The sequence below is a fragment of the Gordonibacter sp. RACS_AR68 genome (assembly GCF_030418485.1).
GTDB classification, from domain to species: domain Bacteria; phylum Actinomycetota; class Coriobacteriia; order Coriobacteriales; family Eggerthellaceae; genus Gordonibacter; species Gordonibacter urolithinfaciens.
The window spans coordinates 231,367-258,348 of sequence record NZ_JAIPUP010000003.1 but is presented as its reverse complement, the minus strand read 5'-3'; the positions used below and the strand labels follow the sequence as shown (position 1 = coordinate 258,348).

The following is a 26,982-nucleotide window of genomic DNA, read 5'->3' as shown; positions in this document are numbered from 1 at the left end:
GCCCAGCCGACGCCCTCCGCGGGGTCTAACCTTGCCTTCATCGCCCCGCCCGGAGACGAGGGGCGGCATAGGAGAAGGAGGAGCGATGGACAAGCAAGGCATCATCGAGGCCAGCCGCGCCCGACGCGAAGGGGAGCGCATCTTCTACACGTCGTGCCCGGCGAACGGCTGCTGGGACAGCGCGTGCATCCTGAAGTGCCACGCGAAGGACGGCCGCATAACGGCGATCGAGCCGGACGACTCGGTGAACCGAAACGACAGCCGCGAGGACTGCGGCTGGGAGAACATCTGGAAGGGCAACGTGCAGATGCGCCCCTGCGCCATGGGCCATTCGTGGAAGAAGGAGCTCTACGCCGAGACGCGCCTCCTCCACCCCATGAAGCGCGTGGGGGAGAAGGGCGCCGGGCGCGGGTACTTCGTCCCCATCAGCTGGGAGGAGGCGCTCGACACCATCGCAGAGAAGATGGTGGAGATCAAGGGGAAGTACGGCCCCTACGGCATCTTCCACTCGCAGTACCCGAGCTTCGAGAAGAACGGGTTCCCGCTCGCGCCCTGGTGGGAGGCCGGCTTCGGCGCTTGGGGCGAGCACTCCACGTCCGGCCACGCGGCGGGCGAGATGCTGCACCTGGGCGTGGACCTGTCCAAGACGGCCAAGGGCCTCTCCGAGGCGCTGCCGGGCTTCGAGGCGTCCGACATCTTCAACTCGAAGCTCTTCGTCATGTGGGGCATGGACCCGGTGGTGGCCTGGTTCGGGCCGTCCTCGTACTACATGCAGCTCGCGCACGAGTACGGGTGCAAGACCATCGTCATCGACCCGCGCTACACCCAGTCGGCCGAGTTGCTGGCCGACCAGTGGATTCCCATCCGCCCCGGCACCGACTTGGCCATGATGCTGGCCGTGGCCCAGGTGCTCTACGAGGAGGACCTCGTCGACCACGAGTTCGTGGACCGGTGGGTCGACCCGGTGGGCTTCGAGGAATGGCGCGCCTATTGCATGGGCGAGGGCGAGGACGGCATCAAGAAGACCCCCGAATGGGCGGCTCCCATCTGCGCGGTGCCGGCCGAGACCATCCGCGAGTTCGCGCGCCTCTACGGCACGACGAAGCCGGTGCACCTGCAGTACTTCTACTCGTGCGCGAAGCGCCACATGGGCGACTACAGCGCGTCGGCGTCCATGCTGCTGCAGGCCATGACCGGCAACATCGCCTGCGCCGGCGGCTGCCAGACAGGCGCCTGCCTGCCCACGCCCGGCCGCGTGCCCGCCCCGCGCGCCGACTTCGGGCGCGACCCGGGCGACTACCGGGTGCCGGTGCTGTTCAACAACAACTGCCTGACGGAGGTGCTGGCCTGCCAGAAGGACTACTGGGAGGGCCGCATGGACGAGAGCGAGTTCCGCCACCGCATCGGCTCGCCTACGAACGACGCCCCGCTGCCGAACGTCCAGATGATCATATTCGAGAACAACTACGCCAACAACCACTCGAACGTTAACAAGCGCTTCGCCGGCATGGCGTCGACCGAGTTCAACTGGGGCTTCCAGTGGCATCTCAACCAGCCCACGGCAGAGCTCTGCGATATCATCCTTCCGGCGCCCGTGTGGCAGTTCGAGGGCATGGACGAGTACATGTACGGGCACCAGCGCTTCGTGAGCGGCCCGAACGGCATGCGCAACTACTTCACGTTCTGCGCTCGCGGCGTGGACTTCCCCGGCGAGGTGCGCTCGAAGGAGTGGGTGTGGACCGAGATCGCCAAGCGCCTGGGCGACGAGGTGGTGCAGGGCTACAACCCGCGCCTGGCCGACGTGGCCTGGGAGGATTGGGTCGACGCGCAGGAAGCCATCTACCGCGAGGCCTTCGAGGAGTGGGCCGACAACGAGACCGTCATGGCGTACCTGGGGTACGACCACCGTCCCACTTGGGAGGAGTTCAACGCCAACCCCGTCGTGCGCACCGAGGTGGACGTGCCGTACTACCCGTTCAAGACCCTCATGGAGCGCGGCGAGAGCCCCTTCGGAACCCCGACCGGCAAGATCGAGTTCTCGTCGAACTTCGTGAAGGACCACGACATGACCGAAACGCGCTGGCGCGGGCAGATCGAGCCCATGCCGGTGTGGAGCCCGAGCTACGTGGAGGGCGACATCGGCTCGGCCTCGAACGACGGCTTCTACAACCCGAAGGCGAAGGAGTACCCGCTGTCGCTCGTGTCGCCGGTGTCCATCTACCGCCAGCATTCGAGCAACGACAACAACCCCTTCATGCGCGAGGACTGCTACCGCCACGCCGTGTGGATCTCGGGCGTGGACGCCCAGGCGCGCGGCATCAAGGACGGCGACCTGTGCCGCGTGAGCAGCGACCGCGGCGAGACCGTGCTCACGGCCTACGTGACGAACCGCATGATGCCGGGCACCGCCGCCGTGCACCACGGCGCGTGGTACCAGACCGACGGCACCGCGGCCGAGATGAACGAGTACGGCCAGGACCTGCGCGGCACGCCGAACATCCTCATCGACGACGGGCACCTGCCGCATATCCTGGGCGCGCTCATCACGGCCGGCCTCGTGGAAGTGGAGAAGCTGGCCGATGGCGACGCCGAGGGCTTCGGCCTGGAGGCGGAGCGCGGCGGCATGCGCGGGGCGAAGGCGGCGCTCGGCCTGCGGGCCGCGCTCGGAGAGGGAAGGGAGTAGGACCATGACGCAGTACGGATTTATGTTCGACATGAACCGCTGCTACGCATGCCAGGCGTGCAGCATCGCGTGCAAGGATTGGAACGGCCTCGAGCCGGGCGCCGAGAAGTGGATGGGCGTCTACGAGTGGGAGCAGGGCACGTTCCCGAACATCCGCCTGCACGCGCTGGCGTTCCCGTGCGGCCATTGCGAGGACCCGGCGTGCGCGAAGGCGTGCCCGAACGGCGCCCTCTACAAGGAGGACGAGTTCGGCGCCGTGCTCGTCGACCAGGACAAGTGCGACGGTTGCCGGAAGTGCTACGATGCGTGCCCCTACGGCGCGCCGCGCTTCGCCTCCGACGAGCCGGGCACGAAGATGAGCAAGTGCACCATGTGCGTCGATCGCCTGGCCGAGGGCATGCAGCCCGCGTGCACGGCGAGCTGCCCGCTGCGGGCCTTCGACTTCGGCCCGCTCGGCGAGCTGGTGGAGAAGTACGGCGACGTGCGCTTCTGCGAGGGCATGCCCGCGCCCGACGCGACGGGTCCCGCCTTCCTGATCTGGAACCCGCGCGAGAAGCAGCCGCTTGTGCCCTACGACGCCGAGGAGGCCATCGCGCTCAACCGCCAGCGCGGCGACTTGGGCATGCTCTTCGAGGGCGCCGAGGACCTCGTCTCCTTCGACGAGGGCACCGTCCGCCGCGACGAGCTGCGCATGAAGCACGGCACCGTGGTGGAGTTCATGCGTGCGACCAGGAACGATATGGCGTAGGAGAGCTCCGGGAGCGCTCTGGCGAGCGCTCCCGGAGTCGGGGGAACGAAAAACCAACGAAAGGGGAAAGCTATGGAATGGATTGGGGTTGCCGGCATCGTCGTCGGGCTCGTGTTCTTCGTCATCGCGGCCATGAAGGGGTGGAACGTGCTCATCACGTCCCTCGTCACGGCCGTCATCATCGCGCTCACCAACGGCATGGATATCGCCGCGGCCATGGTGGGCGGCGAGTCGTCGTACGTCACGGGGCTCGCGGGCTTCGTACAGAAGAACCTGCTCATCTTCATGGGCGGCGCCATCATGGGCGAGTTCATGGACAAGTCGGGCGCGGCCAAGGCCATCGCGAACGCCGTCATGGGGAAGGTGGGCTCCAAGAGCCCGTACCTCGTGCTGCTGGGCATCGCCGCGGTGGGCGCGGTGCTCACCTACGCGGGCATCTCCATGTTCGTGGCCATGTTCGCGCTCATTCCGCTGGCGCGACCGCTGTTCAAAGAGTGCAACATCCCGTGGCACCTGTTCTGCGCTGCCTGGACGCTCGCGGCCTGCTCGTTCACCATGGCCATGATTCCCGGCGTGCCCGCCATCGCGTGGATCAACGCCGCGAACGGCTGCGGCGTGTCGCTGACCGCTGCGCCCGTCATGGGCATCGTGGGCTCGATCGTCGCCATCGCGGTGTCGTGCGTGTACATCAAGTTCGCGCTGAAGCGCGCCCAGGCCAAGGGCGAGACCTACGAGACGTCCGCAGGCGAGGCCGAGGTGGCCGACGACAAGCCGCTGCCGGGCGTCGCCGTGGCGCTGCTGCCGCTCGTGCTGCTCATCGCCATCATCATCGTCGGCTCGCAGCTGGGCGTGGCGAACATCATCTACATCGCCATGGTGACGGCCGTCGTGGCCAGCATGGTCCTGTTCCACAAGCACATCGACAGCCAGCGCGACGTGCTGGGCAACGGCGCCAAGGCGGCCCTCGGGCCTGCGCTGTTCACCTCGGCCGCCGTGGGCGTGGGCACCGTGGCCGCCGCCTCCGTGGGTTTCACGGTCATCTACGAGGCCATCTTCAACATGCCGGGCGGCACCTACGTGTCCGCCGCCACCATGGCGGCCGTGCTCGGCGGCGTCATGGGCTCCGGCTCGGGCGCGGTGGGCATCATCGCCGGCAACTTCCTCGACCCGTACCTGGCCACGGGCGTGAACCCGGCCGCCCTCGCGAAGATCATCGCCACGTCGGCCACCATCGGCGGCGCGCTGCCGAACTCCGGCGCCATGTTCGGCATGCTGGCGGCCATGGGGCTCAACCACAAGAACTCCTACAAGCACATCGCGGCCATATCCATCGGCGCGGGGCTCTGCGCGCTGATCGTGATGATAGTGATGGCGAACATCGGAATCGTTTAGGTCCGAGCACGCCGCAGGTTCGAGGGCGTGACAGAGGGACGGGGATAATGTCTCATTCTCCGAAGTCCCTCGATTGCTGCAAGCGCAGGGGGAATGAGACATTATCCCCGTCCCTCTGTCACGCCCGTCACACCTCTAACAAAGGGGGCAATCATGAAGGAAACACCGGTTGCCGGGAAGGCGCCCAACGAGGTGAAGGCGCCGGCTCGGGGGCGGGCGCCGGATGCGGCGGGGAAGGCGTCGCTGTTCGAGCGCGTGCCCGACGCGGCGCGGCTCGCGTGGCCCGACATCGCGGCCATCCTCTCGGGCGTGGTGTCCAGCCTCTCCAAGCTCATGGGCGGCGGCATCGTGGCGTTCTACGCGGGCTGCCAGCTGGGCGGGGTGGCCATGGCCATCACGTTCGCCTTGAGCTTCGTGCTCACGTACCTGGTGGGCAAGATCACGTTTCGCGAGGGCCTGCCCAACAACGTGGTCAGCCGCCTGTACATCTTCGGCACGAAGGGCTCGGCCGCCGGCTCCCTCGTGTGGATATTCCTGCTGGTAGGTGTTCTGGCAGTGGGGACGGTACAGCTGGGCAACGCTATCCTGTTCGCGTTCGGCTGGAGCGAGGAGTGGATGCGCTGGGCGCTGTTCGCAGGCATCTCGTGCGTGTGGGTGCTCATGGCGCTCTTCGGCACGAAGGCTATCGCGCGCATGAACGCCGTGTTCGTGGTGGCGCTGTTCGCCGTCATGGGCTACGTGGTGTACCTCGTGGCCGCGAACGGCCAGATGGGCGACGCGCTCACGCACGGGGTGCTCATCCCCGGCGTGGAGGTGGGCGAGGGATTCGCCTACGGGGTGAACTACGCCATCATGACGTCGGGGCTGCTCGCACTCTTCGCCGCCGACTTCACGCGCTTCGCCCGCCGCGAGCGCGACCTCGTGCCCATCTCGCTGGTGGGAAGCCTGTTCGCCGTGGTCACGTATTTGTTCGGCGCGCTCATCACGTACTTCGGCTTCGAGCAGTCGGCGGCGTACTTCTCCACCATGGGCTACGATGCCGCGGGCGCGGCGCATGCCGCCATCACGAACCCGGGCGTGTCGCTCGTGTTGGCGGCCGGCGGGGTGGGGCTCGCCATCATCTGCCTGTCGCAGATGAAGGTGGAGACGTCGAACTCCATCGGCGGCGCGAACGCGGTGTCGAACCTGTTCGACTCGCTGTTCGGCGTGAAGCTCTCCTGGCCCGCGGCCGTCGTGGTGGCGAACGCCATTGGGCTTTTGTTCATCCTGGGCGGCATCTTGGACCAGGTGAACGCGTTCATGAGCTTCGGCAGCATCCTCACCATCTCGTGGTGCGTGCTGCTCGTCACCGACTACTACCTCGTGCGCGGGCCGATGCGCATAGGCTCGCGCGGCCTGCCGCTCGACCAGGTGGAAAGCGTGAACTGGCGCGGCGTGGCCACTATCGCCGTCGTGAGCGCGGTGAACGGCGTGCTGTACGCCACTGGCGCGGTGGCCGTGCCGTTCGTGACCACGGCGCCCATGACCGCGGCCCTGTACGTGGCCTTGAGCTGGCTCGCCCGCGGTCGCGTGCGCGCCCGCGAGTCCGCGCGCGGCGCGGTGGCGGGGGAGCGGGCCGAGGGAGCGCCGGCGGCGGCCGGCGCCGCACCCCGCGGCGAGGATGCCGCTGCGGCGGCCGAATGAGGTTCCCGGCCGCACGGCCGTGAGCAAGAAGAGAAACCGACAGAGAAACCGACCAGAAGAAGGAGACAGAGCCATGTGCTTCAGACCAGCGGTAAGCGGGATGGGCCCCGTCAAGTGCCCGAAATGCGGTGCGGAAGTCGACCCGAAGCTCGACGAGTGCCCGAACTGCGGTGCGAAGGCCGCCCCGGCGCCCGGCGTCCCCGCCATGCCGGCAGCTCCCGGCGCGCCCACGCCGCCTGCGGCCCCGAAGCCGCCGAGCGCCCCGCCGGCTCCGGGAGCGTAGGCGCTCGGCGCGATCAACTCCCTCAAACGCGAGGCGCCCCCGAAATGCGGGGGCGCCCTGGCAACGAAAGCCGCCGCCGCATTTCGGGGGCGGCTTTCGTTGCGTCATGCTAGCCTGCCACGCTGTAGGCCCAGAGGCCGGTGCTCGATGGCAGGATCTCTTCGAAGTCCCAGTGCCGCTCCGTGCGGTCGACGCTCGCGGGGTCGTTCACGACAAGGCGGCCGCGCTCGTCGATGTCCGTCAGCACGATGTAGGCGGTACCGTTGCCGAATGCGCTGGACTGCACGGCGCAGACGACCGGGAAGCCCGAGTTGATCTGTCGCCTGACGGCTGGCTCGCTTGCCTCTACGGGACGTGCCGTCAGGCCGAGCCCGGCCGCGCCGTCGGTGAGCAGCGCCGTGGCGTCGGCTTGGTAGGCATAGCCGTCGCGCTGCGCGGTCGAGGCCACCTCCACCGGCCCCACGGAGGCGTCGCCCGTGAGGTCGATGCGCACCATGGCCAGGGCGAGCGGCGCAGCGCCGGACGTGCCGATGGTGCCCGAGCCGTAGGGGCGATCGGCCCATTGGGGATCCACCTGGTACAGCTGGGGCACGGTTCCCTGCTGCCACGACGATGGCGCCGCGCTGAGCGTGGCCTTCGTCGTGGCAGCAGGCTCGTCGGTCAGGATGGCATTGTCGACGATGCCGGTGAAGCCGTTCGCGACGCCGATGCCCACGAAGGCCGCGCCCACGGCGATAACCGCCATGAGCATGACCGCCGCCAGGATGCGCATGGGCTCGACGTCGGTGATCAGGGGCTTGGCATCGACCCGCGCACCGTGGGCCTGCGGAGGGCATACGGTTTCGCAGGCGCGGTAGGACACGACGCGCCGCTCGTTGCTGCGCGGCGCCGACGAGTAGCGCACGCCCTGCGCGCAGTCCGGCAAGGTGTGCCGCTCGGACGCGTACGGGTCGACGCGGCCGCCGGTGCTCGCTTGCTCGGCGACGAAGTAGGGCAGTCCACGGTACGGCATGCCGCGCCTCCTTTCCAAAGGTTCTCGAGCTTGCGGGGCCGGCGCGGTTCGCCCGCGTCCGGCGCCCGTGGTTTCTAAGGGTGCGAAGAGGGAGTTTAGGCTGTCCGTACGTGCTACCGCCTATGATCGGGGCATTCGTTTCCCGCGCATGGCCGATCAGTCAGCGAACCGACACGTGTGCAGCTCCTTACGCGGCTTCCCCGCCACCGGCGCCGCCCGCTGATCTTTTCCGCGCCGCCTGCGCAAACGCGTCGCGCGCATAGTACAATGCACCCATGACCAACCGCCACCGGCCTGCGTGCCGCAGCGCGCCACTTGCAGCGCGGCCGGCCGGGGAACCGAAGAGAGAGAAGGAGCGCATGGCCAGGGTGTACAACTTTTCAGCAGGTCCCGCCGTCTTGCCGGAGGAGGTGCTTGCCGAAGCCGCATCCGAGATGCTCGACTACCGCGGCTCGGGCATGTCCGTCATGGAGATGAGCCACCGCTCCAAGCCGTTCGGCGAGATCATCGAGAACGCCGAGGCCGACCTGCGCGAGCTCGTCGGCATCCCCGAGAACTACCGCGTGCTGTTCCTGCAGGGGGGCGCGTCGCAGCAGTTCGCCGCCGTTCCCATGAACCTCATGAGGAACCGCGTGGCCGACTACATCATCACCGGCGCTTGGGCGAAGAAGGCCTTCAAGGAAGCCAAGATCTACGGCGACGCCCGTGCCATTGCCAGCAGCGAGGACGAGACGTTCTCCTACATCCCCGACTGCTCCGACCTGGACGTGTCCCCCGACGCCGACTACGTCTACATCTGCGAGAACAACACCATCTACGGCACGAAGTTCCACACGCTGCCCAACACCAAGGGCAAGGACCTCGTGGCCGACGTCTCGTCGTGCTTCCTGTCCGAGCCGGTGGACATCACGAAGTACGGCGTCATGTACGGCGGCGCGCAGAAGAACATCGGCCCGGCCGGCGTGGTCATCTCCATCATCCGCGAGGACCTTATCACGGATGACGTGCTGGAGGGCACGCCCACCATGCTGAAGTGGAAGACGCAGGCCGACGCGAACTCGCTCTACAACACACCGCCCGCCTACGGCATCTACATCTGCGGCAAGGTGTTCAAGTGGCTGAAAGACCAAGGCGGCCTCGAGGCCATGCAGAAGCGCAACCAGGAGAAGGCCGCGCTGCTCTACGACTTCCTCGATGCGAGCAAGCTCTTCCGCGGCACCGTGCGGAAGGCCGACCGCTCGCTTATGAACGTCCCGTTCGTCACCGGCGACGCCGACCTCGACGCCGCGTTCGTGGCCGAGGCCAAGGCCGCCGGCCTGGAGAACCTGAAGGGCCACCGCAGCGTCGGCGGCATGCGCGCGAGCATCTACAACGCCATGCCCCGCGCCGGCGTCGAGGCCCTCGTGGCCTTCATGGACAAGTTCGAACGAGATCATGCGTAGGCGCTTTCCTCTTTGAAGAAGAGTCGCGGGCGGCGCATCGGAAAACGGTGCGCCGCTTTTTCTAGAGGCGTTTGCTAAAGAGGGCATCTGTTTGAGGTGCTTCAAGGATAAAAATCCTTAGAAAAATTGGCAAAAAGGCTCTGCGGCCCTTGGCCCGCAGAGCGAACACCTAGTCGGAGGGCATAGCATTTCGGCGTCCTTGCATTCGGGACTTGAAAAGGGGTAAAATAAGGTTCTTAATAAAGACCGCAATTAAGAACCTTATTAAGGAGAAAAGCTATGCCGGCTATTTACCCCTCTACTGCGCTGAAAAACCAGCAGCGTGAGATCAAAGAAATTGCAGACACCGAAGTTGTCTACATCACCGAGAACGGCCGCGGAAAGTATGCCTTCATGTCGGAGAACGTATTCCAGAAAAAGATCGACGATGCTGTTGAGCAGGCGCTTTACGAGCAGCGTATGGCGCAGGCCCTCCGGCAATCCCGCGATGATTTCGAGAACGGACGCTATTATTCTTCCCGCGACGACCTTATGGCTGCGGTGCATGACAAGCGGGCCTCGCATGCCTAGAATGGAGTACGCGGAGCGCTTCGCCGAAGATCTTGCTTTGGTAACCTCCCCGAAAGTGGAGAGTCGTATCCTTGAGAATCTGGACAACATCGAACGTTTCGGCGAATTTGGATCTTCGATGGTTCCCGCTTCGATCAAGGAAGAGTTCGGCGAAGGCGTTCGCAAAGTGGCAGTGAACCCTTTTGATCTCGTGTACACGCTCTACACCGAGCAAGATCTTGTGCGGGTGGAGGCGCTCGTACATCAGCGCGCCGCTCGCTAGGGCTGCGTGCGGTTTTGGAGATGAATGCCAGCTTCTCCCTCATTCCCGACCTCGTCCATGTGAATTTCCTACGGGAAACCTTCGATATTCAAAGTTTTTCTTGCGCAGGGCGGATCGGGGAGTATACTGGCGTCCAACAACCTCATAGATCGAAATGCGATGACGAGGACCAGTAGGGACGAATCCATCTTCCAGAGAGCCGGCGGAAAGCTGCGAGCCGGCGGTGGACGGTCCGAAAGCCCCCTCCGAGCAGTTCGGCATGAACGTTTCGCGCGCGGACGGACGATCTCCGGCCCGGCGCGCGGGGCAAGTAGGGCTGGACCGGCGACAACCGTTACCCGTCGAAGCGTGCAGTGCGGCTTAAGGCCGCGGTGCATTCTTTCTCCTAACCGTGGTCCTGGTGCAGCGACTTGCCTGCAGCGGGATTTTTTTATGGCTGGTTGACCGCAGGGCAGGGGCCCTGCCCTTGCCGGCGAGCGAGGTCGACAGCCAGCACGGACGAAGGAGGAAGGAACGGCATGAAACGAAGAAGCTCGGCCGTCACCGAGGGCGTGGCGCGCGCGCCGCACCGCAGCCTGCTCAAGGCCGACGGGATCACCGACGAGGAGCTGGAGCGGCCGCTCGTCGCCGTCTTCAACTCCCGAAACGACATCATCCCGGGGCACAACAACCTCGACAAGATCGCCGAGGCCGTGAAGGCCGGCATCTACCTGGCCGGCGGCGTGCCGTTCGAGATCTCGACCATCGGCGTGTGCGACGGCATCGCCATGAACCACGACGGCATGCACTACTCGCTCGTGTCGCGCGAGGCCATCGCCGACTCGCTGGAGTGCGCGGTGCAGGGCCACGCCTTCGACGCGCTCGTGTGCATCCCGAACTGCGACAAGATCGTGCCGGGCATGCTGCTGGGCGCGCTGCGCGTGAACATCCCCACGGTGTTCGTGTCGGGCGGCCCGATGCTCGCCGGCAAGCAGCCGGGCGGATGCGGACCCTCCACCGACCTCAACACGCTGTTCGACGGCGCGGCGCGCGTGAGAAGCGGCACGATGACCGAAGAAGAGCTCAAGTTCTACGAGGACACGGCGTGCCCCACCTGCGGCAGCTGCTCCGGCATGTTCACGGCGAACTCCATGAACTGCCTCACCGAGGCCCTCGGCATCGCGCTTCCCGGCAACGGCACCATCCCCGCGGTGTACTCCGAGCGCATCCGCCTGGCGAAGCACGCGGGCATGAAGGTGATGGAGCTCTTGGAGCAGGGGATCTGCGCGCGCGACATCGTGAGCGAGGCCGCCATCCACAACGCCATGGAGTGCGACATGGCCTTCGGCGGCTCCACCAACACGGTGCTGCACCTCACGGCCGTCGCCCGCGAGGCGGGCCATCCCATCACGATGGACGACTGGGACGCGGCGAGCGCGCGCACGCCGCACCTCGTGAAGCTCGCGCCCTCGGGCCCGCGCCCGCTCACCGACCTGTACGAGGTGGGAGGCGTGCCCGTGGTCATGACGGAGCTCGACCGCTTAGGGCTCATCGACCGCAGCGCGCTCACCTGCATGGGCCCGATGGGGGACTACCTCGACTACATGCACGCGGCCTGCGCCGGCGCGGACGGCGAGGTATGCCGCACGCACGACAACCCGTTCAGCCCGTCGGGCGCGCTCAAGGTGCTGCACGGCAACATCGCGCCCGACGGCGCCATCGTGAAGAAGTCGGCCGTCGATCCCTCGATGATGATGCATACCGGCCCCGCGCGCTGCTTCGACAGCGAGGAGGAGGCCTGCGCCGCCATCAACGCCGGGAAGATCGTGGCGGGCGATGTGGTGGTCATCCGCTACGAGGGGCCGAAGGGCGGCCCGGGCATGCGCGAGATGCTGACGCCCACCTCGTCCATCGTGGGGATGGGCCTGTCCACGAGCGTGGCGCTCATCACCGACGGGCGCTTCTCGGGCGCGACGAAGGGCCCTGCCGTGGGGCACGTGAGCCCCGAGGCCGCAGCTGGCGGCCCCATCGCGCTCATCGAGGAGGGCGACCAGGTGACGGTGGACATCGAGGGCGGCGCGCTCACGCTGGGCGTGGACGATGCCGAGCTCGAACGCCGCCGCGCGGCCTGGACGCCGCCGGCGCCGAAGCACGACCACGGCGTGCTCGCGAAGTACGCGAAGCTCGTCTCTTCCGCAGACAAGGGGGCGTATGTTTCATGACCGAGGCGAACCAGAACCAGCAGCAGCCGCGTCCCGGCGCGACGGCGGCCGTCAAGGGCGCGCCGCGCGGTCTCGGCAGCCGCACGGAGAAGCAAGGCCGCACCATGACGGGCGCGCAGGCGGTCGTCGCCTCGCTCGAGGCCGAGGGCGTCGACCTCGTGTTCGGCTATCCGGGCGGCCAGGCCATCAAGATCTACGACGCGCTCTACGACTCCACGCAGATCAAGCACGTGCTCTCGCGCCACGAGCAGGGAGCCGTGCACGAGGCCGACGGCTACGCGCGCGCCACGGGCAACGTGGGCGTGGCCATCGTCACGAGCGGTCCGGGCGCCACGAACACGGTCACCGGCATCGCGACGGCCTACATGGACAGCGTGCCGCTCGTGGTCATCACAGGCCAGGTGCCGCGCGGCGTCATCGGCACCGACTCGTTCCAGGAGTCCGACATCGTGGGCATCACCATGCCGGTGGTCAAGCACAGCTACCTGCTGCAATCCACCGACGAGCTGACGACTACGTTCCGCGAGGCGTTCCACATCGCCAAGACCGGCCGCCCCGGCCCCGTGCTCATCGACGTGCCGAGCGACCTCGCCAGCGAGGAGCTGGCGTTCGCGTACCCCGACGAGGTGAACCTGCCCTCCTACAAGCCCACCTACCGCGGCAACGCCAAGCAGGTCAAGCAGGCGGTGGCCCGCATCCGCCGCGCCGAGCGGCCCGTGCTCTACGTGGGCGGCGGCGTGGTGTCCTCCGGCGCGTCCGAGGAGCTGCGCGCGCTGGCCGAGCTCATGCAGGTGCCGGTGGTCACCACGCTCATGGGCAAGGGCGCGTTCCCCGCGTCCCACCCGCTGAACCTGGGGCCCGTGGGGATGCACGGCTCGAAGTACGCGAACCTGGCCATGACGGAGAGCGACCTCATCATCGCGGCGGGCGCGCGCTTCTCCGACCGCGTCACGGGCCGGCTCGACGAGTTCGCGCCGCACGCCGAGGTCATCCACATCGACATCGACCCCGCCGAGATCGGCAAGGTGCGCGAGGCGCAGATCCCCATCGTGGGCGACCTGAAGGGCGTGCTCGGGGGCATCGTGGCCCAGCTTTCCAAGGAGGGCGCGAGCCCCGAGACGAAGGCGTGGCTCGGGCAGATCGCCGAGTGGCGCCGTCGCCACCCGTTCTACCATCCGAACGTGGGCGACGCGCCCGAGGAGATCGTGCCCGAGGTGGTCATGGAGAAGCTCTCCGACGCGCTCGATCCCGAGAAGAGCATCGTCGTGACCGAGGTGGGGCAGCACCAGATGTGGGCCGCGCAGCACATCGCGCGCGAGCGCCCGCGCTCGTTCATCTCGTCGGGCGGCTTGGGCACGATGGGCTTCGGCTTCCCAGCCGCCATCGGGGCCGCCATCGGGTGCCCCGACAAGACGGTGGTGTGCGTGGCCGGCGACGGGTCGTTCCAGATGAACAGCCAGGAGATGGCCACGGCGGGCATCCACGGCGTGCCGGTGAAGGTGCTCGTGATGGACAACCGGTGCCTCGGGATGGTGCACCAGTGGCAGCATCTGTTCTACGGCGAGCGCTACTCCTCCACGCTGCTCGACGCCAACCCCGACTTCGTGAAGCTGGCCGACGCGTACGGCTGGCAGGCCGCGCGCGTGGAGAGCCCCGACGAGCTCGACGCCGCGCTGGCCGCCATGCTGGCCGCCGAGGGCCCCTACCTGCTGGACGTGGCCATCTCGCGCGACCAGAACGTGTTCCCCATGGTGGCGCCCGGGCGCGCGCTCGACGACGTGATAGGCGCCATCGACGTGGCCGTGGGGGCCGTGCGCACGGACGTGCCCGAGGCGGACGGCGCCGCGGGCGGGAAGGGAGGCATGCGATGAGGCACATCCTGTCCGTCCTGGTTGAGAACAAGCCGGGCGTGCTGTCGCGCGTGACGGGGCTCATCTCGCGGCGCGGCTTCAACATCGAGTCGCTGTCGGTGGGCCCCACCGAGGACCCCACCATGTCGCGCGTCACGGCCATCGTGAAGGCCGACGAGGTGGCCTACGAGCAGATCACCAAGCAGCTGCACAAGCTGATCAGCGTGCACAAGATCAACGACCTCACCGACGAGGGCGCCATCGAGCGCGAGCTCGTGCTGTTCAAGGTGAACGCCACGCCCGAGCGCAGAAGCGAGATCATCGAGATCGCCAACGTCTTCCGCGCGAAGATCGTCGACGTGGGGAAGAGCTCGCTCACCATCGAGGCCACCGGCGACGAGAGCAAGCTCAAGGGCATGGAGGACCTCTTCCGCGCCTACGGCATCAAGGAGATCACCCGCACCGGCAAGATAGCGATGTCTCGCAACAGCAAAGACGTTTAAAACCAGCCAACAGAAAGGAAACCAACACCATGGCTGTCACGATCTACCACGAGAACGATGCGAACCCCGAGCTCATCCAGGGCAAGAAGGTGGCCGTCATCGGCTACGGGAGCCAGGGCCACGCCCATGCGCTCAACTTGAAGGACTCGGGCGCCGACGTGCGCGTGGGCCTGCGCGAGGGCTCGAAGTCGCGCGAGGCCGCCGAGGAGGCCGGCCTCAAGGTCATGGGCGTGGCCGAGGCCGCCGAGGAAGCCGACCTCATCATGATCCTCACGCCCGACGAGACCCAGGCCGCCACCTACGAGGCCGAGATCGCCCCGCACCTCAAGCCCGGCGACACCCTCGCGTTCGCGCACGGCTTCAACATCCATTACGGCTGCATCACCCCGCCCGCGGACGTGGACGTGGTCATGATCGCGCCGAAGGGCCCGGGCCACATGGTGCGCCGCGTGTTCACCGAAGGGGCGGGCGTGCCCTGCCTCATCTGCGTGCACCAGGACGCGTCGGGGCAGGCCAAGGACGTGGCGCTGTCCTATGCCTGGGGCATCGGCGGCGCCCGCGCCGGCGTCATCGAGACCACGTTCAAGAACGAGACGGAAACCGACCTCTTCGGCGAGCAGGCGGTGCTCTGCGGCGGCGTGACGGCGCTCATCAACGCCGGCTTCGAGACGCTCGTGGAGGCGGGCTACCCGCCCGAGATGGCCTACTTCGAGTGCTTCCACGAGATGAAGCTCATCGTGGACCTCATGTACGAGGGCGGCATGGCCAAGATGCGCAACTCCATCTCCAACACCGCCGAGTACGGCGACTACTACGCCGGCCCCCAGGTGATCACCGACGAGGCGAAGGCCGCGATGAAGATCATCCTCGCGCGCATCCAGGATGGCAGCTTCGCCCGCGAGTTCATGGAGGACTCGCAAAACGGCCAGAAGTGGCTGCTCGAACAGCGTGCCGAGCACGCCGAGGCCCCCATCGAGCAGGTGGGCGAGGGCATCCGCTCTATGTTCAGCTTCGCCCGGCGCTAGGAAGGTCGCGCGGCGCCGCGCAGCTGCCGGGTTGAGCGGCGCCGGCGACCGATTGCTTGGGCGGCTTTTCGCATTTCGTCGATAATTTCCCGCCCGACCCGGCGCGGCGGGCGGTTTCGCCTTATCATGGGGCAGCCGCCCGGACGCGTCCCGACGGGTTCCCGCGCGGCGCAAGCGAAACATACCAGGAAGACTCTTGCAGAGGTGGTAGTTCTATGACGAAGAAAGTGCTGGTTGCCGAAAGGCTGGCCGACGCCGGCCTCGCGGTGCTCCGCGACAAGGGCTACGAGGTGGACGTCAAGCTGAAGATGCCCCCCGAGGAGCTGATCGCGGCCATCCCGGCTTACGATGCCCTCATCGTGCGGTCGGCCACGAAGGTGACGCGCGAGGTCATCGAGGCGGGGAAGAACCTGCGCATCATCGGCCGGGCCGGCGTGGGCGTGGACAACGTGGACGTGGAGGCCGCCACCGAGCGCGGCGTCATCGTGTGCAACGCCCCCACGTCGAACATCGTGAGCGCCGCCGAGCACACCATGGCCCTCATGCTGGCCTGCGCCCGCAACGTTGCCCAGGCCAACGCCTCCATGCACGAGGGCCTGTGGGAGCGGACGAGGTTCACCGGCGTCGAGCTGTACGAGAAGACGCTCGCCATCTTCGGCCTTGGCCGCATCGGCGGCCTCGTGGCCGAGCGCGCCCGTGCCTTCGGCATGAGGCTCGTGGGCTACGACCCGTACTGCAGCCCCGAGCGCGCCGAGCAGCTGGGCGTGACGCTCTACGACGACGTGGACGCCATCGTGCCGCTTGCGGACTTCATCACCGTGCACCTGCCGAAGACCAAGCAGACCATCGGCATGTTCGGGCCCGACCAGTATGCGCGCATGAAGGACGGCGTGATCCTGGTGAACGCCGCGCGCGGCGGCATCTACAACGTGGACTCGCTCGCCGACTTCCTGGCCGCCGGCAAGATAGGCGCCGTGGGGCTTGACGTGTGGGAGAACGAGCCGTGCACCGGAAGCCCGCTGCACGAGTTCCCCAACGCCATCCTCACCCCGCACCTGGGCGCGTCCACGAAGGAGGCGCAGCTGCGTGCCGGCGTGCAGACGGCCGAGTACGTGGCCGCGGGCCTGGCGGGTTCCATCGTGCCCACCGCCGTGAACATGGCGCCGGTGCCGCCCGAGGTCATGGACGCGGTGGGGCCGTACGTGCCCGCCTGCCAGATGATGGGCAGCATGCTCGCGCAGATCCACGGCGAGGTGCCGCAGTACCTGAAGCTCACGGCCGCAGGGTCGCTCGCCGATGCCGACCTGTCCATCCTGGTGGCCGGCACCGTCAAGGGGCTCCTGTCCTACCAGGGCCGCGCCACGGTCACGCCCGTGAACGCCGATGCGGTGGCCCAGCGCCACGGCATCAAGGTGGAGACGCAGGCGCGACCCGATGCCGACGGCTACGCCTCCACGGTGGCCGTCATGGCCGACGGCACCGAGGTGGCCTGCACCCGCGGCGATGCCGCGCAGACCGCGCGCCTCGTATCGCTCTTGGGCTACAAGATAGACATCGCGCCGGGACGCCAGTCGCTCATCTTCGAATACGTGGACGCCCCGGGCCGCATGGGCACCATCGGCACCATCCTGGGCGAGGCGGGCATCAACATCACCACCATGCAGATCGGCGCGAAGCCGGCCGACCGCTGCGCGCTCGTGTACATGAACGTGGAGGGCGAGGTGGACGACGCCGTGCTGTCCCGCCTGCGCGCCGAGATACCCGAACTGAAGAACCTCTGGTACGTGAAGCTGTAGCGAGCTCCTTCACCCAGCAAAGGAGGCATTATGCCCCGTATTACAGAATTTGCCCTGATCGATCGCGCCGAGCAGCCTTGCGTTGCGGTGAAGGAGCGTACGCCAGTCGCGCAGCTACCTGCGCTCATTGGTTCCGCGTTCCCGAAGTTGGGCGCCTATGTCGCTGGGGAGGGCCTCGAGCCTGCCGACATTCCGTACGTACGCTTTCTCGATATGGGCGACATGGATAACCTGCTCGTGGAAGTGGGCTTTCCGCTTGCCCGCCCGCTGCCGGATGCAGGTGACGTCGTGGCCGGCAGTATTCCGGCTGGGCGCTACGTCACGTTCATGTTTCTGGGGCCGAACGAGGACATGGAGCCAGTCTATCAGGAGATGGAGACATGGCTGGCACAGCGCGGGCTCGTTTCGTCAGGTCAGTGTATCGAGCAGTACTACAACGGCGCGCCGTTTCCGCGCGAGAAAGCGCTTACGGGCGTGTTAGTGCCTTTGGTTTGAGCGACGCGTTTCTTTTCCACGTCGCCAGGCAATCCCAAGTGACGCACTTGGGATATTTGCTAAGATAGTCGAAGCAATCGTGAATAACCCGCCGCCCCTGCGAGGGTGCAGCGGTCGTTTAGAAGGAAAGGACGCATGACATGACGCGCAAGATCGACATCTTCGACACCACGCTGCGCGACGGCGAGCAGTCGCCGGGCGCTTCCATGAACACCGAGGAGAAACTGGTGGTCGCGCGTCAGCTGCTGCGCCTGAACGTCGACGTCATCGAGGCGGGCTTCCCCATCTCGAGCCCCGGCGACTTCGAGAGCGTGCGCCGCATTGCCGAGCTGGCGGGCGATGCGGCCGTGGTCTGCGGCCTCACGCGCGCGGTGGAGAAGGACATCGACGCGGCGGCCGACGCGCTCAAGTACGCCAAGCGCCCCCGCATCCACACGGGCATCGGCGTGAGCCCGAGCCACCTGCGCGACAAGCTGCGCATCACCGAGGACGAGTGCGTGGAGCGCGCCGTGAAGTGCGTGAAGTACGCCAAGCAGTTCGTGGAGGACGTGCAGTTCTACGCCGAGGACGCGGGCAGAAGCGACTACGACTTCCTCGTGCGCGTTATCCAGGCCGTCGTGGACGCGGGCGCCACCGTGGTGAACATCCCCGACACCACGGGCTACTCGCTGCCCGAGGAGTTCGGCCGGCGCATCAAGTACCTGGTGGAGGGCGTGAACGGCATCGAGAACGTGAAGATCGCCGTGCACTGCCACAACGACCTCGGCATGGCCACAGCACTCGCCATGGCCGGCGTGAAGAACGGCGCGCGCCAGGTGGAGTGCACCATCAACGGCCTGGGCGAGCGCGCGGGCAACACGGCCATGGAGGAAGTGGTCATGGCCATCCGCATGCACGAGGACGAGCTGGACGCGCACACAGACATCAACACGCGCGAGTTCTGCAAGGCGAGCCGCCTCGTGTCGTCCATCACGGGCATGAACGTACAGGCCAACAAGGCCATCGTAGGCGCGAACGCCTTCGCGCACTCCTCGGGAATCCACCAGGACGGCGTGCTGAAGAAGCGCGACACCTACGAGATCATCGACCCGGCCGATGTGGGCGCGGGCTCGAGCCAGATCGTGCTCACGGCGCGCTCGGGCCACGCGGCCCTCAAGCACCGCCTGGAGGAGCTGGGCTACGAGCTTGAGGGCGAGGCGCTCGACCAGATGTACGAGGCCTTCCTCAACCTGGCCGACAAGAAGAAGGAAGTCTACGACGAGGATCTGGAGAGCCTCGTGAACGAGCGCGACCGCAACGAGAGTGCGCTCTACACGTTGGAAGGCGTGCAGATCAGCTGCGGCTTCCCGCTCACGCCCACGGCCACGGTCACGCTGAAGAACGCCGCCGACCAGGTGGTGACGGCATGCGAATACGGCACAGGCCCCATCGACGCCATGTGCAAGGCCGTGAACAAGATCGTGCAGGTGGACAACGATCTCACCGAGTTCGCCGTGCAATCCGTCACGCGCGGCATCGACGCGCTCGGCGAGGTGACCATCCGCGTGACCGACCCGACGGGCGACATCTACACGGGCCGCGGCGCCGACGGCGATATCGTGGTATCGTCCACGAAGGCGTACCTGAACGCCCTCAACCGCCTGCTCAACGACAAGCAGGGCAAGCGCGCCTAGACCTGGCCGAAGCGCTGCGGAGGCGCCGCGCCCTCATGGGATGCGCGCGCACCGCCTCATGACGGGGAGCCCGGGCCGTACGACGGCCCGGGCTCCCCGTTCGCGCATCGGCCCGGTTTCTCCTTTGCGCACCCTAATGCTACTTCATCAGCAGCGTTTCTTGACCGTTGACGGGTTTCCACAAAACCCCGACTGACACGCCTTCGAGGCGCGCGCTATGCTGGGATCGGCGGCCAAGCTGGCCGCGAGGTTGGGAGCAGCGGCGCGAAGCCGCCGGACGAAAGGATGCGCGCAATGGAGAACCCCGCACAGAAATCCTACCAGCTCTACATCGACGGCCAGTGGGTCGACGCCTCGGACGGCGGCACGCTCGACGTGTTCTGCCCGGCCAACGGCGAGCAGCTGTCCACCATCGCCGACGCCACCAAGGAAGACGTCGACCGCGCGGTCGACGCGGCATGGAAGGCGTTCGAGACCTGGGGCAAGACCGACAAGGCAGAGCGCGCCATCATCCTGAACAAGGTCGCCGACATCATCGAGGCCAACGCCGAGAAGCTGGCGCTCTTGGAGTCGCTCGACAACGGCAAGCCCATCCGCGAGACGCGCGCCATCGACGTGGCGTACTCCGTCGACCACTTCCGCTACTTCGCCGGCGTCCTTCTGGCCGACACGGGCGAGGCCGATATGCTTCCCGGCAACATGATGTCCCTCGTGCTGCACGAGCCCATCGGCGTGGTGGGGCAGATCGTGCCGTGGAACTTCCCGTTCCTCATGGCCGCCTGGAAGCTGGCCCCGGTGCTGGCCGCCGGCGACTGCACGGTGTTCAAGCCCTCGTCCACCACGTCGCTCACGGTGCTGGAGCTGGCGAAGCTCACGCAAGACGTCATCCCGGCCGGCGTGTTCAACGTGGTCACGGGCCGCGGTAGCAAGTCGGGCCAGTACATCCTCGACAATCCCAAGATCAGCAAGCTCGCGTTCACCGGATCGACCGAGGTGGGCCGCGACGTGGCCCGCGCGGCCGCCGAGCGCCTGATCCCCGCCACGCTGGAGCTGGGCGGCAAGTCCGCCAACATCATCTTCCCCGACTGCAAGTGGGACATGATGCTGGACGGCGTGCAGCTGGGCATCCTGTTCAACCAGGGCCAGGTGTGCTGCGCCGGCAGCCGCATCTTCGTGCACGAGGACATCTACGACAAGTTCGTCGAGGACGCGTGCCGCGCGTTCGGCAACGTGAAGATCGGCATGCCGTGGGAGGACGACACCCAGATGGGCAGCCAGATCGACCAGGGTCAGATGAACAAGATCCTCGAATACGTGGAGATCGCCAAGCAGGAGGGCGGCCGCGTCCTCTGCGGCGGCGAGCGCGCCACCGAGGGCGAGCTGGCCCGTGGCGCGTTCCTCAAGCCGACGCTCATCGAGGTGCCGAACAACTCGTGCCGCGTGGCTCAGGAGGAGATCTTCGGCCCCGTGGCCGTGGTCATCAAGTTCAAGGACGAGCAGGAGGTCATCGACCTGGCGAACGACTCGGTCTACGGCCTGGGCGGCGCCGTGTGGACCCGCGACATCAACCGCGCGTTCCGCGTGGCGCAGGGCGTGCGTACGGGCCGTATGTGGGTGAACACCTACAACCAGATCCCCTCCGGCGCGCCGTTCGGCGGCTACAAGGAGTCCGGCATCGGCCGCGAGACGCACAAGGTCATGCTCGAGCACTACACCCAGACGAAGAACATCATGATCAACCTCGGCGAGGAGCCGAGCGGCTTCTACCCCGAGAAGTAGCGGCTGACCGATAACTCGGCAGGCAAGCGGGCGGCAGCGATGCCGCCCGCTTTTTGCGTTGGGGCCCCGCGGGAGAGGGGCCGCGCGATGCAGCTCCTATTATGCGTTCTGCTGCGTGCAGGGGCGCCCGAGCCGCTGAACGACGAGGGGGTGTCGGCGGGCACGTTCCCTAGAAGTCGCTCCTCTGCAGGTTGATGTAGTTCAGCAGCTCGCTGCGCTTGTGGATCTGCATCTTCTCGTAGATATGGCGGATGTGGGTGTTCACCGTGTAGGGTGATATGACCAGCTTCGTGGAGATGGTGCTGGTGGTGTAGCCGCGGGCGATGAGCCCGAGGATCTCGCGCTCGCGTGCCGACAGCGAGAACTCCTCGGCCACCTCGGCGCAGATCTCGTCCACCTCGGCCTTCGAGGGCGGTGCCGCCGTCAGGGCCACGATGCTGAACTCCTGGCGCACGAGGGGGATGAGCAGCGCCGCGAGCACGCAGATGAGTGCGAGGCACGTCTCGGGCGCCACGGCCAGCGCCATGGCGGGCGCATGCTCGTAGGCCACGGCCAGCGTGTTGCCGAAGGCGATGCCCGCGCGCACGCAGCCTCCCGAGAAGCTGAACGCCATGGCCGGCGTGCTGTAGCCCTTCGACATGAGGATGCCGAAGTACATGATGAGGAGTATCTCGAAGATGGACGAGATGCCCACCGCGGCCACGAAGGAGGGGAAGTACAGCGCCTTGTCGGCCAGGAACAACGAGAAGGCTACGATCTCGAACACGAGCAGCCATGGGTAGAGCTTGAAGATGTTCACCTTGTCCTTGGACGCGATGCAGATGCCGGCGATGGCCAGCATGAGCACGGCGCCGCCCAGGATGCCGAACGTGAAGCTGGACACCTCGGTGGGCAGCACCTCCCAGGGGATGACGGCCGCCAGGAAGTACGAGGCGAACGACGCCACGAACGAGATGGCGCACACTACTGCCATGCTCTTGAAGCCGCCGCCCGCGGCGTGCTTCGGTAGGAGCGCCGGGAACGAGCACGTGCCGTCGCGTCGAGCCAGCACCAGCAGCCCGCCCGAGGCCAGCGGTAAGAGCGCCACGAACGCCGTGGCCGCCACAGGCGGCAGGAGCAGGGTCGTGCCCACGCACGCGAGCAGCGTGAAGCCGAACACCGTGCCGATGTGCTTGATGGAGAAGTTCGCCTTCACGCAAGCGTAGCGTTCGCCCCAAAGTATCCACATCACGGCCTCCGTGGCGCCCAGGAAGAACGACAGCGCGTAGGCCACGCCGGGTGCCGTGAACGAGAAGGGTGCCAGGCACAGCGCGAGGGTGGCCGCCGTGGTGAGCGCAGGCGCCGCCCATGCGAGCCAACGGTATGACGAAAGGTGCCGTTTGCGTCCCAGCAGCAGCGCGATGAGGAACAGGAACAGCACGGTGGCGCCCAGGTTCAAGAGCCATGACACGGTCACGCGCTCGTCGAGCAGCTCGGTCTGCACGAACGCGTGCGGCACGAACCACAGCGCGTAGTGCCATGCCAGAAGCAGCGCGAAACCGACATACTTCGCCGCCGGCCCCTTCGCGAGCCGCGCCAGCGATCCTTCTGCAACCTTCCCCTGCTCCCTGCGATCCTCCGATTGGCTTCCCATGGACGCGCCCACCCCTTCGTTCTCGGTCATGCGATGGATGACGATGCTGCCTACCTGCCCGAACCGTCGGTGCGCGACGGCGGGCGCATGCGCTACTCATTGGTGAGAACCTATCACCAATTCTACGGTAACGCCTCGCAAAAAAGTAAGTATTCGGGTGTTCATGGCCATTTTGCGATGGCAAAACCACGGCTCGCGAACAGAATGCGCCCATCGGCTCGGAACCTGCCGCTCGCCGCCTCACCCAAGCCGTTGGGCGCCAGGTTCCCGGACAACCGCAAGGAGAAAGGAAAGCGCAATGTCACTGCTTGCCAAGAGCAAGGGCGAGGTGACCTACAAGGAGCTCTCGGGCTTCCACAAATGGTTCCTCATCATCCTCGTGTCGATGGGCTCCTCCATCATCTACACGCCCGTCTACCTGAAGAACGTGTTCTACGAGCCCCTCATGCAGGGTCTCGGCTGCACGAACGCGGACCTCGGCGCGCTGCTGTCGTGCTACGCCGTGGCGGCCGTGGTCTGCTACCTGCCCTCGGGCATCCTCGCGGACAAGATCCGCATGCGCACGCTGTCGTGGGTCGGCTTCGGCGGCACGGCGGTGCTCACGTTCGTCTACGCGCTGCTGCCCTCGCTCGGCCTTCTGTACGTGCTGTTCGTGGGCTTCGGCATCACGTCCATTCTCATCTGGTGGGGCACGCGCTTCAAGATCGTGCGCCTGTGCTGCGCAGAGGACGAGTACGCCTCCAAGATCGGCACGAGCTACTCCATCTACGGCGCCGCCGGCCTCGTCATCGGCCTCATCAACGCCGCCATCGTGTCGGCCATCCCGGTGCCGAGCGAGGGCATCCAGGTGCTGCTCGTGTTCCTGGGCGTGCTCATTGCCATCCTGGCCGTGTTGTCGTTCGTCTTCATCCCCAACTTCAAGGGCGAGATCGACCCGAACGCGAAGCTGTTCAGCCTGGGCGAGGTCGTACAGGCCATCAGGCATCCCGGCGTCATCTGGGCGTGCCTGGCGTACTTCTGCGTGTACACGGTGTACCAGGGCGTCACCTACACCACGCCGTTCATGACGACGTGCTTCGCCGCCCCCGTGTTCATCGTGTCGGTCGTCGGCCTCATCCGCACCTACGGCATCGGCCTCATCGCGGGTCCGGTGGCGGGCCTGTTCGCCGACAAGCTGCTGAAGAGCCCCTCGAAGTCCATCCTGCTGTTCTTCGCCGCCGCAGCTGTCGTGCTGGCCTGCTTCCTCGTGCTGCCGCGCGATGCGGGCATGGTCGTGGCCGTGGCCGCCCTCATCGTGGTGCTGGGCTTCGTGACCTACGGCGCGTTCTCCATCGGCTCGTCGCCCCTCACCGAGGCCAAGGTGCCCATGGCCATCTTCGGCACGGCCTCCGGCATCCTGTCGGTCATCGGCTTCATGCCCGACGTGTTCGTGCACACCTGGTTCGGCGGCATGATCGACGCCCAGGGCGCCGACGCCTTCAACTCCATCTTCATCATCCTCATCGCGTTCGCCGTCGTGGGCTGCTTCTGCCTGGTCATGACGCGCCGCGCCATGAAGAAGAACGAGGCGCTCGAGGCCGCCAAGGCCGACGCCGCCCCGGGCGAGGACGCCGTCGCCGCCTAGCAGGTCCGAACCGCCCCGCATTCATCCGACCGACGCTGGAAAGGACGCCGCCATGAACAAGATCGACGTGCTCGCGAAGATCAATCCGCAGATGAGAGCCGTGCTGGCCCGCGAAGACGAGCTGGCGGGCGACGCGAACGACACGTCCGCGGGCTTCGAGAGGATGCGCGAGAACTACGTGGCCGGGCGCGCATGGTGGGCCGAGGGCGGCCCCGCCATGGCCGAGAAGGCCGACGGCGAGGTGCCCGGCCCCCACGGCGCCATCCCGGTGCGCTGCTACTATCCGACCGAGGCTGCCGCCGCGGGCCGCGCGGCGGGCGAGGGCGCCACGCCGGGCATCGTATACGCGCATGGCGGCGGGTTCGTGCTGGGCAACCTGGACACGCACGACCGCATCTGCCGTATCCTGGCCGATAAGACCGGCTCCGTGGTGGTGACCGTGGACTACCGGCTGTCGCCCGAGGCGAAGTACCCCTCGGCCGTGCGGGAGGTGGCCGCCGTGGCCTCCTACCTGCACGGGCAGGGCGCCGCGTTCGGCGTCGACGGGGAGCGCCTGGCGTTCGCCGGCGACTCGGGCGGCGCGCACCTGGGCCTCGCCGCCACGCTGCACCTGCGCGAGGAGCTGGGCGGCAGCGGTTTCGTGAGGTGCTGCCTCTTGTTCTACGGCTGGTTCGGCCTGGCCGACTCGTCGTCCATGCGCCTGCTCGGCGGCCCGTGGGACGGCCTGACGGAGGAGGACTGGCAGTGGTACCTGGGCCTTTACGCCGAGGATGCCGCCGCGCTCGCCCGCGAGCCCTACGCGAACCTGTTCCTGAACGACATGACGCGCGACATGCCGGCCTGCTACATCGCCGCCGCGGAGTTCGACCCGCTGCGAGACGACTCGGCCACGCTGGCGGCCATCTGCGAGCAGTACGGCACGCCCGTGCGCTACGAGGTGTTCAAGGGCGTCATCCACGCGTTTCTGCACTACACGCGCATGCTCGACGAGGCGAACGACGCCCTCGAGCATGCCGCGACCTTCTACCGCCAACAGCTGGGGCTTGGCCCCCTGCCATCCTAGGCGCAGGCTGTAGGCCGTAGCCGAGGGATCTCGACAAACAAGGTTTTACGGCGGGGGGAAGCCCCGCTGGACACACTGAAAAAGGAGGATCGTCATGGATTTCAAGTTGACTGACGAGCAGGAGCTGATCGTCGACAGCTACCGCGAGTACATGGAGAGCGAGAACTGGGAGACCTACTTCCACGAATGCGACGAGAGGCACGAGTACCCGCTGCGCTGGGTGCGCGGCCTCTGCGAGCTCGGCTTCGACCAGATCATGCTGCCGGAGAGCCACGGCGGCCTGGGCCTCGAGCAGCCCTGCGTGACGCTGATGGCCGTGTACGAGATCCTTGGCAAGTACGGCGCGCCCACCTACGTGCTCTACCAGCTGCCCGGCTTCGAGACCGTCATCCGCGAGGGCACCCAGGAGCAGATCGACGCCGTGCTGGCCACGCTCGGCACCGGCGAGCAGATCTGGAACTCCGCCTGCACCGAGCCGGGCGCCGGCTCCGACGTGGGCGCGCTGGCCACCACGTACAAGCGCGAGAACGGCAAGATCTACCTCAACGGCACCAAGACCTTCATCACCTCCTCGGCCGGCGTGAAGTACCTGGTCATCATGGCCAAGAATGCCGATGACGAGTCCATGTTCACCGAGTTCTTCCTCGACATGTCCAAGCCGGGCGTGAAGCTGTCCCCGCTGACCAAGCTGGGCCTGCGCATGGACAGCTGCTGCGAGGTGTACCTGGACAACGTGGAGCTGGAGGAGAAGGACATCTTCGGCAAGGAGGGCAACGGCTTCATGCGCGGCGTGTCCGACTTCAACTTCGAGCGCTGGCTCGTGGGCGCCTGCGACTACGGCACCGCCATCAGTGCGTTCGAGGATGCCATGGCGCACGCGAACAGCCGCATCGCCTTCGGCAAGCCGCTTAGCCGCTTCCAGCTCAACCAGCTCAAGATCGCCGAGATGTGCATCAAGCTCACGAACATGAAGAACATGCTGTACGAAGCCGCCTGGAACGCCGACAACAACGACGGCAACTTCGATCCGGCCGCGGCCGCCATGTGCAAGTACTACTGCGCCAACGCCGCGTTCGAGGTGACCGACGACGCCATGCAGATCATGGGCGGCATCGCGGTGGCAAGCGAGCATCGCATCAACCGCATCTGGCGCGACCTGCGCGTGGACCGCGTCTCCGGCGGCACCGACGAGATGATGGTCCTCGCCACCTCCAAGGGAGCCTCCATCAAGTACAAGCAGAAGTAGCTCCTCGGACCCGTCCGCG

At 66.7% G+C, this 26,982-nt stretch carries 21 protein-coding genes; 19 read left to right on the top strand and 2 right to left on the bottom strand.

Annotated features, from left to right (window positions below):
* Positions 1 to 85 precede the first annotated feature (85 nt).
* The 5 genes from K9U15_RS08335 to K9U15_RS08315 all read left to right on the top strand — a co-directional run bounded on the left by K9U15_RS08335 (position 86) and on the right by K9U15_RS08315 (position 6,789).
* Positions 86 to 2,683, top strand: coding sequence for a molybdopterin-dependent oxidoreductase (locus K9U15_RS08335; RefSeq protein ID WP_096226710.1), 2,598 nt, complete (start codon positions 86 to 88; stop codon positions 2,681 to 2,683).
* A 4-nt stretch (positions 2,684 to 2,687) separates the two neighbouring features.
* Positions 2,688 to 3,431: a 4Fe-4S dicluster domain-containing protein gene (locus K9U15_RS08330; protein ID WP_015538694.1), complete on the top strand. Its 744-nt coding sequence runs from the start codon at positions 2,688 to 2,690 to the stop codon at positions 3,429 to 3,431.
* Between the two features lie 72 nt (positions 3,432 to 3,503).
* Complete coding sequence (locus K9U15_RS08325; protein WP_015538693.1) at positions 3,504 to 4,823, top strand: GntP family permease; 1,320 nt, start codon at positions 3,504 to 3,506, stop codon at positions 4,821 to 4,823.
* Between the two features lie 153 nt (positions 4,824 to 4,976).
* Entirely contained in the window at positions 4,977 to 6,506 is a 1,530-nt protein-coding gene (locus K9U15_RS08320) for a cytosine/purine permease NCS1 family protein (RefSeq protein ID WP_096226709.1), read from the top strand.
* 73 nt (positions 6,507 to 6,579) lie between these two features.
* Positions 6,580 to 6,789, top strand: coding sequence for a hypothetical protein (locus K9U15_RS08315; RefSeq protein WP_087190914.1), 210 nt, complete (start codon positions 6,580 to 6,582; stop codon positions 6,787 to 6,789).
* Positions 6,790 to 6,898: 109 nt separating this feature from the next.
* Here K9U15_RS08315 and K9U15_RS08310 read toward each other — a convergent pair whose 3' ends face one another.
* A complete protein-coding gene (locus K9U15_RS08310; RefSeq protein WP_227153989.1) occupies positions 6,899 to 7,801 on the bottom strand; it encodes a papain-like cysteine protease family protein in 903 nt (300 codons plus the stop codon).
* A gap of 359 nt (positions 7,802 to 8,160) precedes the next feature.
* On the opposite strand from K9U15_RS08310, the gene serC reads away from it, so the two are divergent.
* The 11 genes from serC (at position 8,161) to K9U15_RS08255 (ending at position 21,397) form a co-directional block, all read left to right on the top strand.
* On the top strand, positions 8,161 to 9,243 hold the full coding sequence (gene serC / locus K9U15_RS08305) for a 3-phosphoserine/phosphohydroxythreonine transaminase (protein WP_096226706.1): 1,083 nt from the start codon (positions 8,161 to 8,163) through the stop codon (positions 9,241 to 9,243).
* 279 nt (positions 9,244 to 9,522) lie between these two features.
* Positions 9,523 to 9,813 carry a sodium:proline symporter gene (locus K9U15_RS08300; protein ID WP_096226705.1) on the top strand — a complete coding sequence of 97 codons (291 nt, stop codon included), beginning with the start codon at positions 9,523 to 9,525 and terminating at the stop codon, positions 9,811 to 9,813.
* Positions 9,806 to 10,075, top strand: coding sequence for a sirohydrochlorin cobaltochelatase (locus K9U15_RS08295; protein ID WP_096226703.1), 270 nt, complete (start codon positions 9,806 to 9,808; stop codon positions 10,073 to 10,075). The genes K9U15_RS08300 and K9U15_RS08295 overlap by 8 nt, the downstream gene beginning before the upstream one ends.
* A gap of 518 nt (positions 10,076 to 10,593) precedes the next feature.
* The gene (gene ilvD / locus K9U15_RS08290; RefSeq protein WP_096226702.1) at positions 10,594 to 12,276 is read left to right on the top strand and encodes a dihydroxy-acid dehydratase; all 1,683 of its coding nucleotides are present in this window, start codon (positions 10,594 to 10,596) and stop codon (positions 12,274 to 12,276) included.
* Positions 12,273 to 14,147 (top strand): biosynthetic-type acetolactate synthase large subunit, encoded by a 1,875-nt coding sequence (ilvB, locus tag K9U15_RS08285; RefSeq protein WP_096226700.1) that lies wholly within the window; start codon positions 12,273 to 12,275, stop codon positions 14,145 to 14,147. Before ilvD ends, ilvB begins: the two co-directional genes overlap by 4 nt.
* A complete protein-coding gene (gene ilvN / locus K9U15_RS08280) occupies positions 14,144 to 14,629 on the top strand; it encodes an acetolactate synthase small subunit (RefSeq protein ID WP_015538691.1) in 486 nt (161 codons plus the stop codon). The genes ilvB and ilvN overlap by 4 nt, the downstream gene beginning before the upstream one ends.
* A 29-nt stretch (positions 14,630 to 14,658) precedes the next feature.
* The gene (gene ilvC, locus K9U15_RS08275; RefSeq protein ID WP_096226698.1) at positions 14,659 to 15,654 is read left to right on the top strand and encodes a ketol-acid reductoisomerase; all 996 of its coding nucleotides are present in this window, start codon (positions 14,659 to 14,661) and stop codon (positions 15,652 to 15,654) included.
* Between the two features lie 215 nt (positions 15,655 to 15,869).
* Positions 15,870 to 17,450 (top strand): phosphoglycerate dehydrogenase, encoded by a 1,581-nt coding sequence (gene serA / locus K9U15_RS08270; protein WP_301155890.1) that lies wholly within the window; start codon positions 15,870 to 15,872, stop codon positions 17,448 to 17,450.
* A gap of 30 nt (positions 17,451 to 17,480) precedes the next feature.
* Positions 17,481 to 17,945, top strand: coding sequence for a GyrI-like domain-containing protein (locus K9U15_RS08265; protein ID WP_301154987.1), 465 nt, complete (start codon positions 17,481 to 17,483; stop codon positions 17,943 to 17,945).
* A gap of 140 nt (positions 17,946 to 18,085) precedes the next feature.
* Positions 18,086 to 19,618 (top strand): 2-isopropylmalate synthase, encoded by a 1,533-nt coding sequence (locus K9U15_RS08260; RefSeq protein WP_227115316.1) that lies wholly within the window; start codon positions 18,086 to 18,088, stop codon positions 19,616 to 19,618.
* 294 nt (positions 19,619 to 19,912) lie between these two features.
* Positions 19,913 to 21,397, top strand: a complete 1,485-nt coding sequence (locus K9U15_RS08255; RefSeq protein ID WP_096226693.1) for an aldehyde dehydrogenase family protein — start codon at positions 19,913 to 19,915, stop codon at positions 21,395 to 21,397.
* Positions 21,398 to 21,566: 169 nt separating this feature from the next.
* Here K9U15_RS08255 and K9U15_RS08250 read toward each other — a convergent pair whose 3' ends face one another.
* Positions 21,567 to 23,030, bottom strand: a complete 1,464-nt coding sequence (locus tag K9U15_RS08250; RefSeq protein WP_123674054.1) for a helix-turn-helix transcriptional regulator — start codon at positions 23,028 to 23,030, stop codon at positions 21,567 to 21,569.
* Between the two features lie 298 nt (positions 23,031 to 23,328).
* Between K9U15_RS08250 and K9U15_RS08245 the strand changes: the two genes are divergently transcribed.
* From K9U15_RS08245 to caiA, 3 genes are all read left to right on the top strand, one after another.
* Positions 23,329 to 24,654, top strand: coding sequence for an MFS transporter (locus tag K9U15_RS08245; protein ID WP_123674055.1), 1,326 nt, complete (start codon positions 23,329 to 23,331; stop codon positions 24,652 to 24,654).
* Positions 24,655 to 24,706: 52 nt separating this feature from the next.
* On the top strand, positions 24,707 to 25,717 hold the full coding sequence (aes, locus tag K9U15_RS08240; protein ID WP_154270497.1) for an acetyl esterase: 1,011 nt from the start codon (positions 24,707 to 24,709) through the stop codon (positions 25,715 to 25,717).
* Between the two features lie 94 nt (positions 25,718 to 25,811).
* Positions 25,812 to 26,963 carry a crotonobetainyl-CoA dehydrogenase gene (caiA, locus tag K9U15_RS08235; protein ID WP_096226689.1) on the top strand — a complete coding sequence of 384 codons (1,152 nt, stop codon included), beginning with the start codon at positions 25,812 to 25,814 and terminating at the stop codon, positions 26,961 to 26,963.
* Positions 26,964 to 26,982: the final 19 nt, after the last annotated feature.

Bases quoted from the DNA above. Each gene is read 5' to 3' on its own strand.
- K9U15_RS08335 (WP_096226710.1), top strand. From the start codon at position 86: ATGGACAAGCAAGGCATCATCGAGGCCAGCCGCGCCCGACGCGAAGGG.
- K9U15_RS08330 (WP_015538694.1), top strand. From the start codon at position 2,688: ATGACGCAGTACGGATTTATGTTCGACATGAACCGCTGCTACGCATGC.
- K9U15_RS08325 (WP_015538693.1), top strand. From the start codon at position 3,504: ATGGAATGGATTGGGGTTGCCGGCATCGTCGTCGGGCTCGTGTTCTTC.
- K9U15_RS08320 (WP_096226709.1), top strand. From the start codon at position 4,977: ATGAAGGAAACACCGGTTGCCGGGAAGGCGCCCAACGAGGTGAAGGCG.
- K9U15_RS08315 (WP_087190914.1), top strand. From the start codon at position 6,580: ATGTGCTTCAGACCAGCGGTAAGCGGGATGGGCCCCGTCAAGTGCCCG.
- K9U15_RS08310 (WP_227153989.1), bottom strand. From the start codon at position 7,801: ATGCCGTACCGTGGACTGCCCTACTTCGTCGCCGAGCAAGCGAGCACC.
- serC (WP_096226706.1), top strand. From the start codon at position 8,161: ATGGCCAGGGTGTACAACTTTTCAGCAGGTCCCGCCGTCTTGCCGGAG.
- K9U15_RS08300 (WP_096226705.1), top strand. From the start codon at position 9,523: ATGCCGGCTATTTACCCCTCTACTGCGCTGAAAAACCAGCAGCGTGAG.
- K9U15_RS08295 (WP_096226703.1), top strand. From the start codon at position 9,806: ATGCCTAGAATGGAGTACGCGGAGCGCTTCGCCGAAGATCTTGCTTTG.
- ilvD (WP_096226702.1), top strand. From the start codon at position 10,594: ATGAAACGAAGAAGCTCGGCCGTCACCGAGGGCGTGGCGCGCGCGCCG.
- ilvB (WP_096226700.1), top strand. From the start codon at position 12,273: ATGACCGAGGCGAACCAGAACCAGCAGCAGCCGCGTCCCGGCGCGACG.
- ilvN (WP_015538691.1), top strand. From the start codon at position 14,144: ATGAGGCACATCCTGTCCGTCCTGGTTGAGAACAAGCCGGGCGTGCTG.
- ilvC (WP_096226698.1), top strand. From the start codon at position 14,659: ATGGCTGTCACGATCTACCACGAGAACGATGCGAACCCCGAGCTCATC.
- serA (WP_301155890.1), top strand. From the start codon at position 15,870: ATGACGAAGAAAGTGCTGGTTGCCGAAAGGCTGGCCGACGCCGGCCTC.
- K9U15_RS08265 (WP_301154987.1), top strand. From the start codon at position 17,481: ATGCCCCGTATTACAGAATTTGCCCTGATCGATCGCGCCGAGCAGCCT.
- K9U15_RS08260 (WP_227115316.1), top strand. From the start codon at position 18,086: ATGACGCGCAAGATCGACATCTTCGACACCACGCTGCGCGACGGCGAG.
- K9U15_RS08255 (WP_096226693.1), top strand. From the start codon at position 19,913: ATGGAGAACCCCGCACAGAAATCCTACCAGCTCTACATCGACGGCCAG.
- K9U15_RS08250 (WP_123674054.1), bottom strand. From the start codon at position 23,030: ATGGGAAGCCAATCGGAGGATCGCAGGGAGCAGGGGAAGGTTGCAGAA.
- K9U15_RS08245 (WP_123674055.1), top strand. From the start codon at position 23,329: ATGTCACTGCTTGCCAAGAGCAAGGGCGAGGTGACCTACAAGGAGCTC.
- aes (WP_154270497.1), top strand. From the start codon at position 24,707: ATGAACAAGATCGACGTGCTCGCGAAGATCAATCCGCAGATGAGAGCC.
- caiA (WP_096226689.1), top strand. From the start codon at position 25,812: ATGGATTTCAAGTTGACTGACGAGCAGGAGCTGATCGTCGACAGCTAC.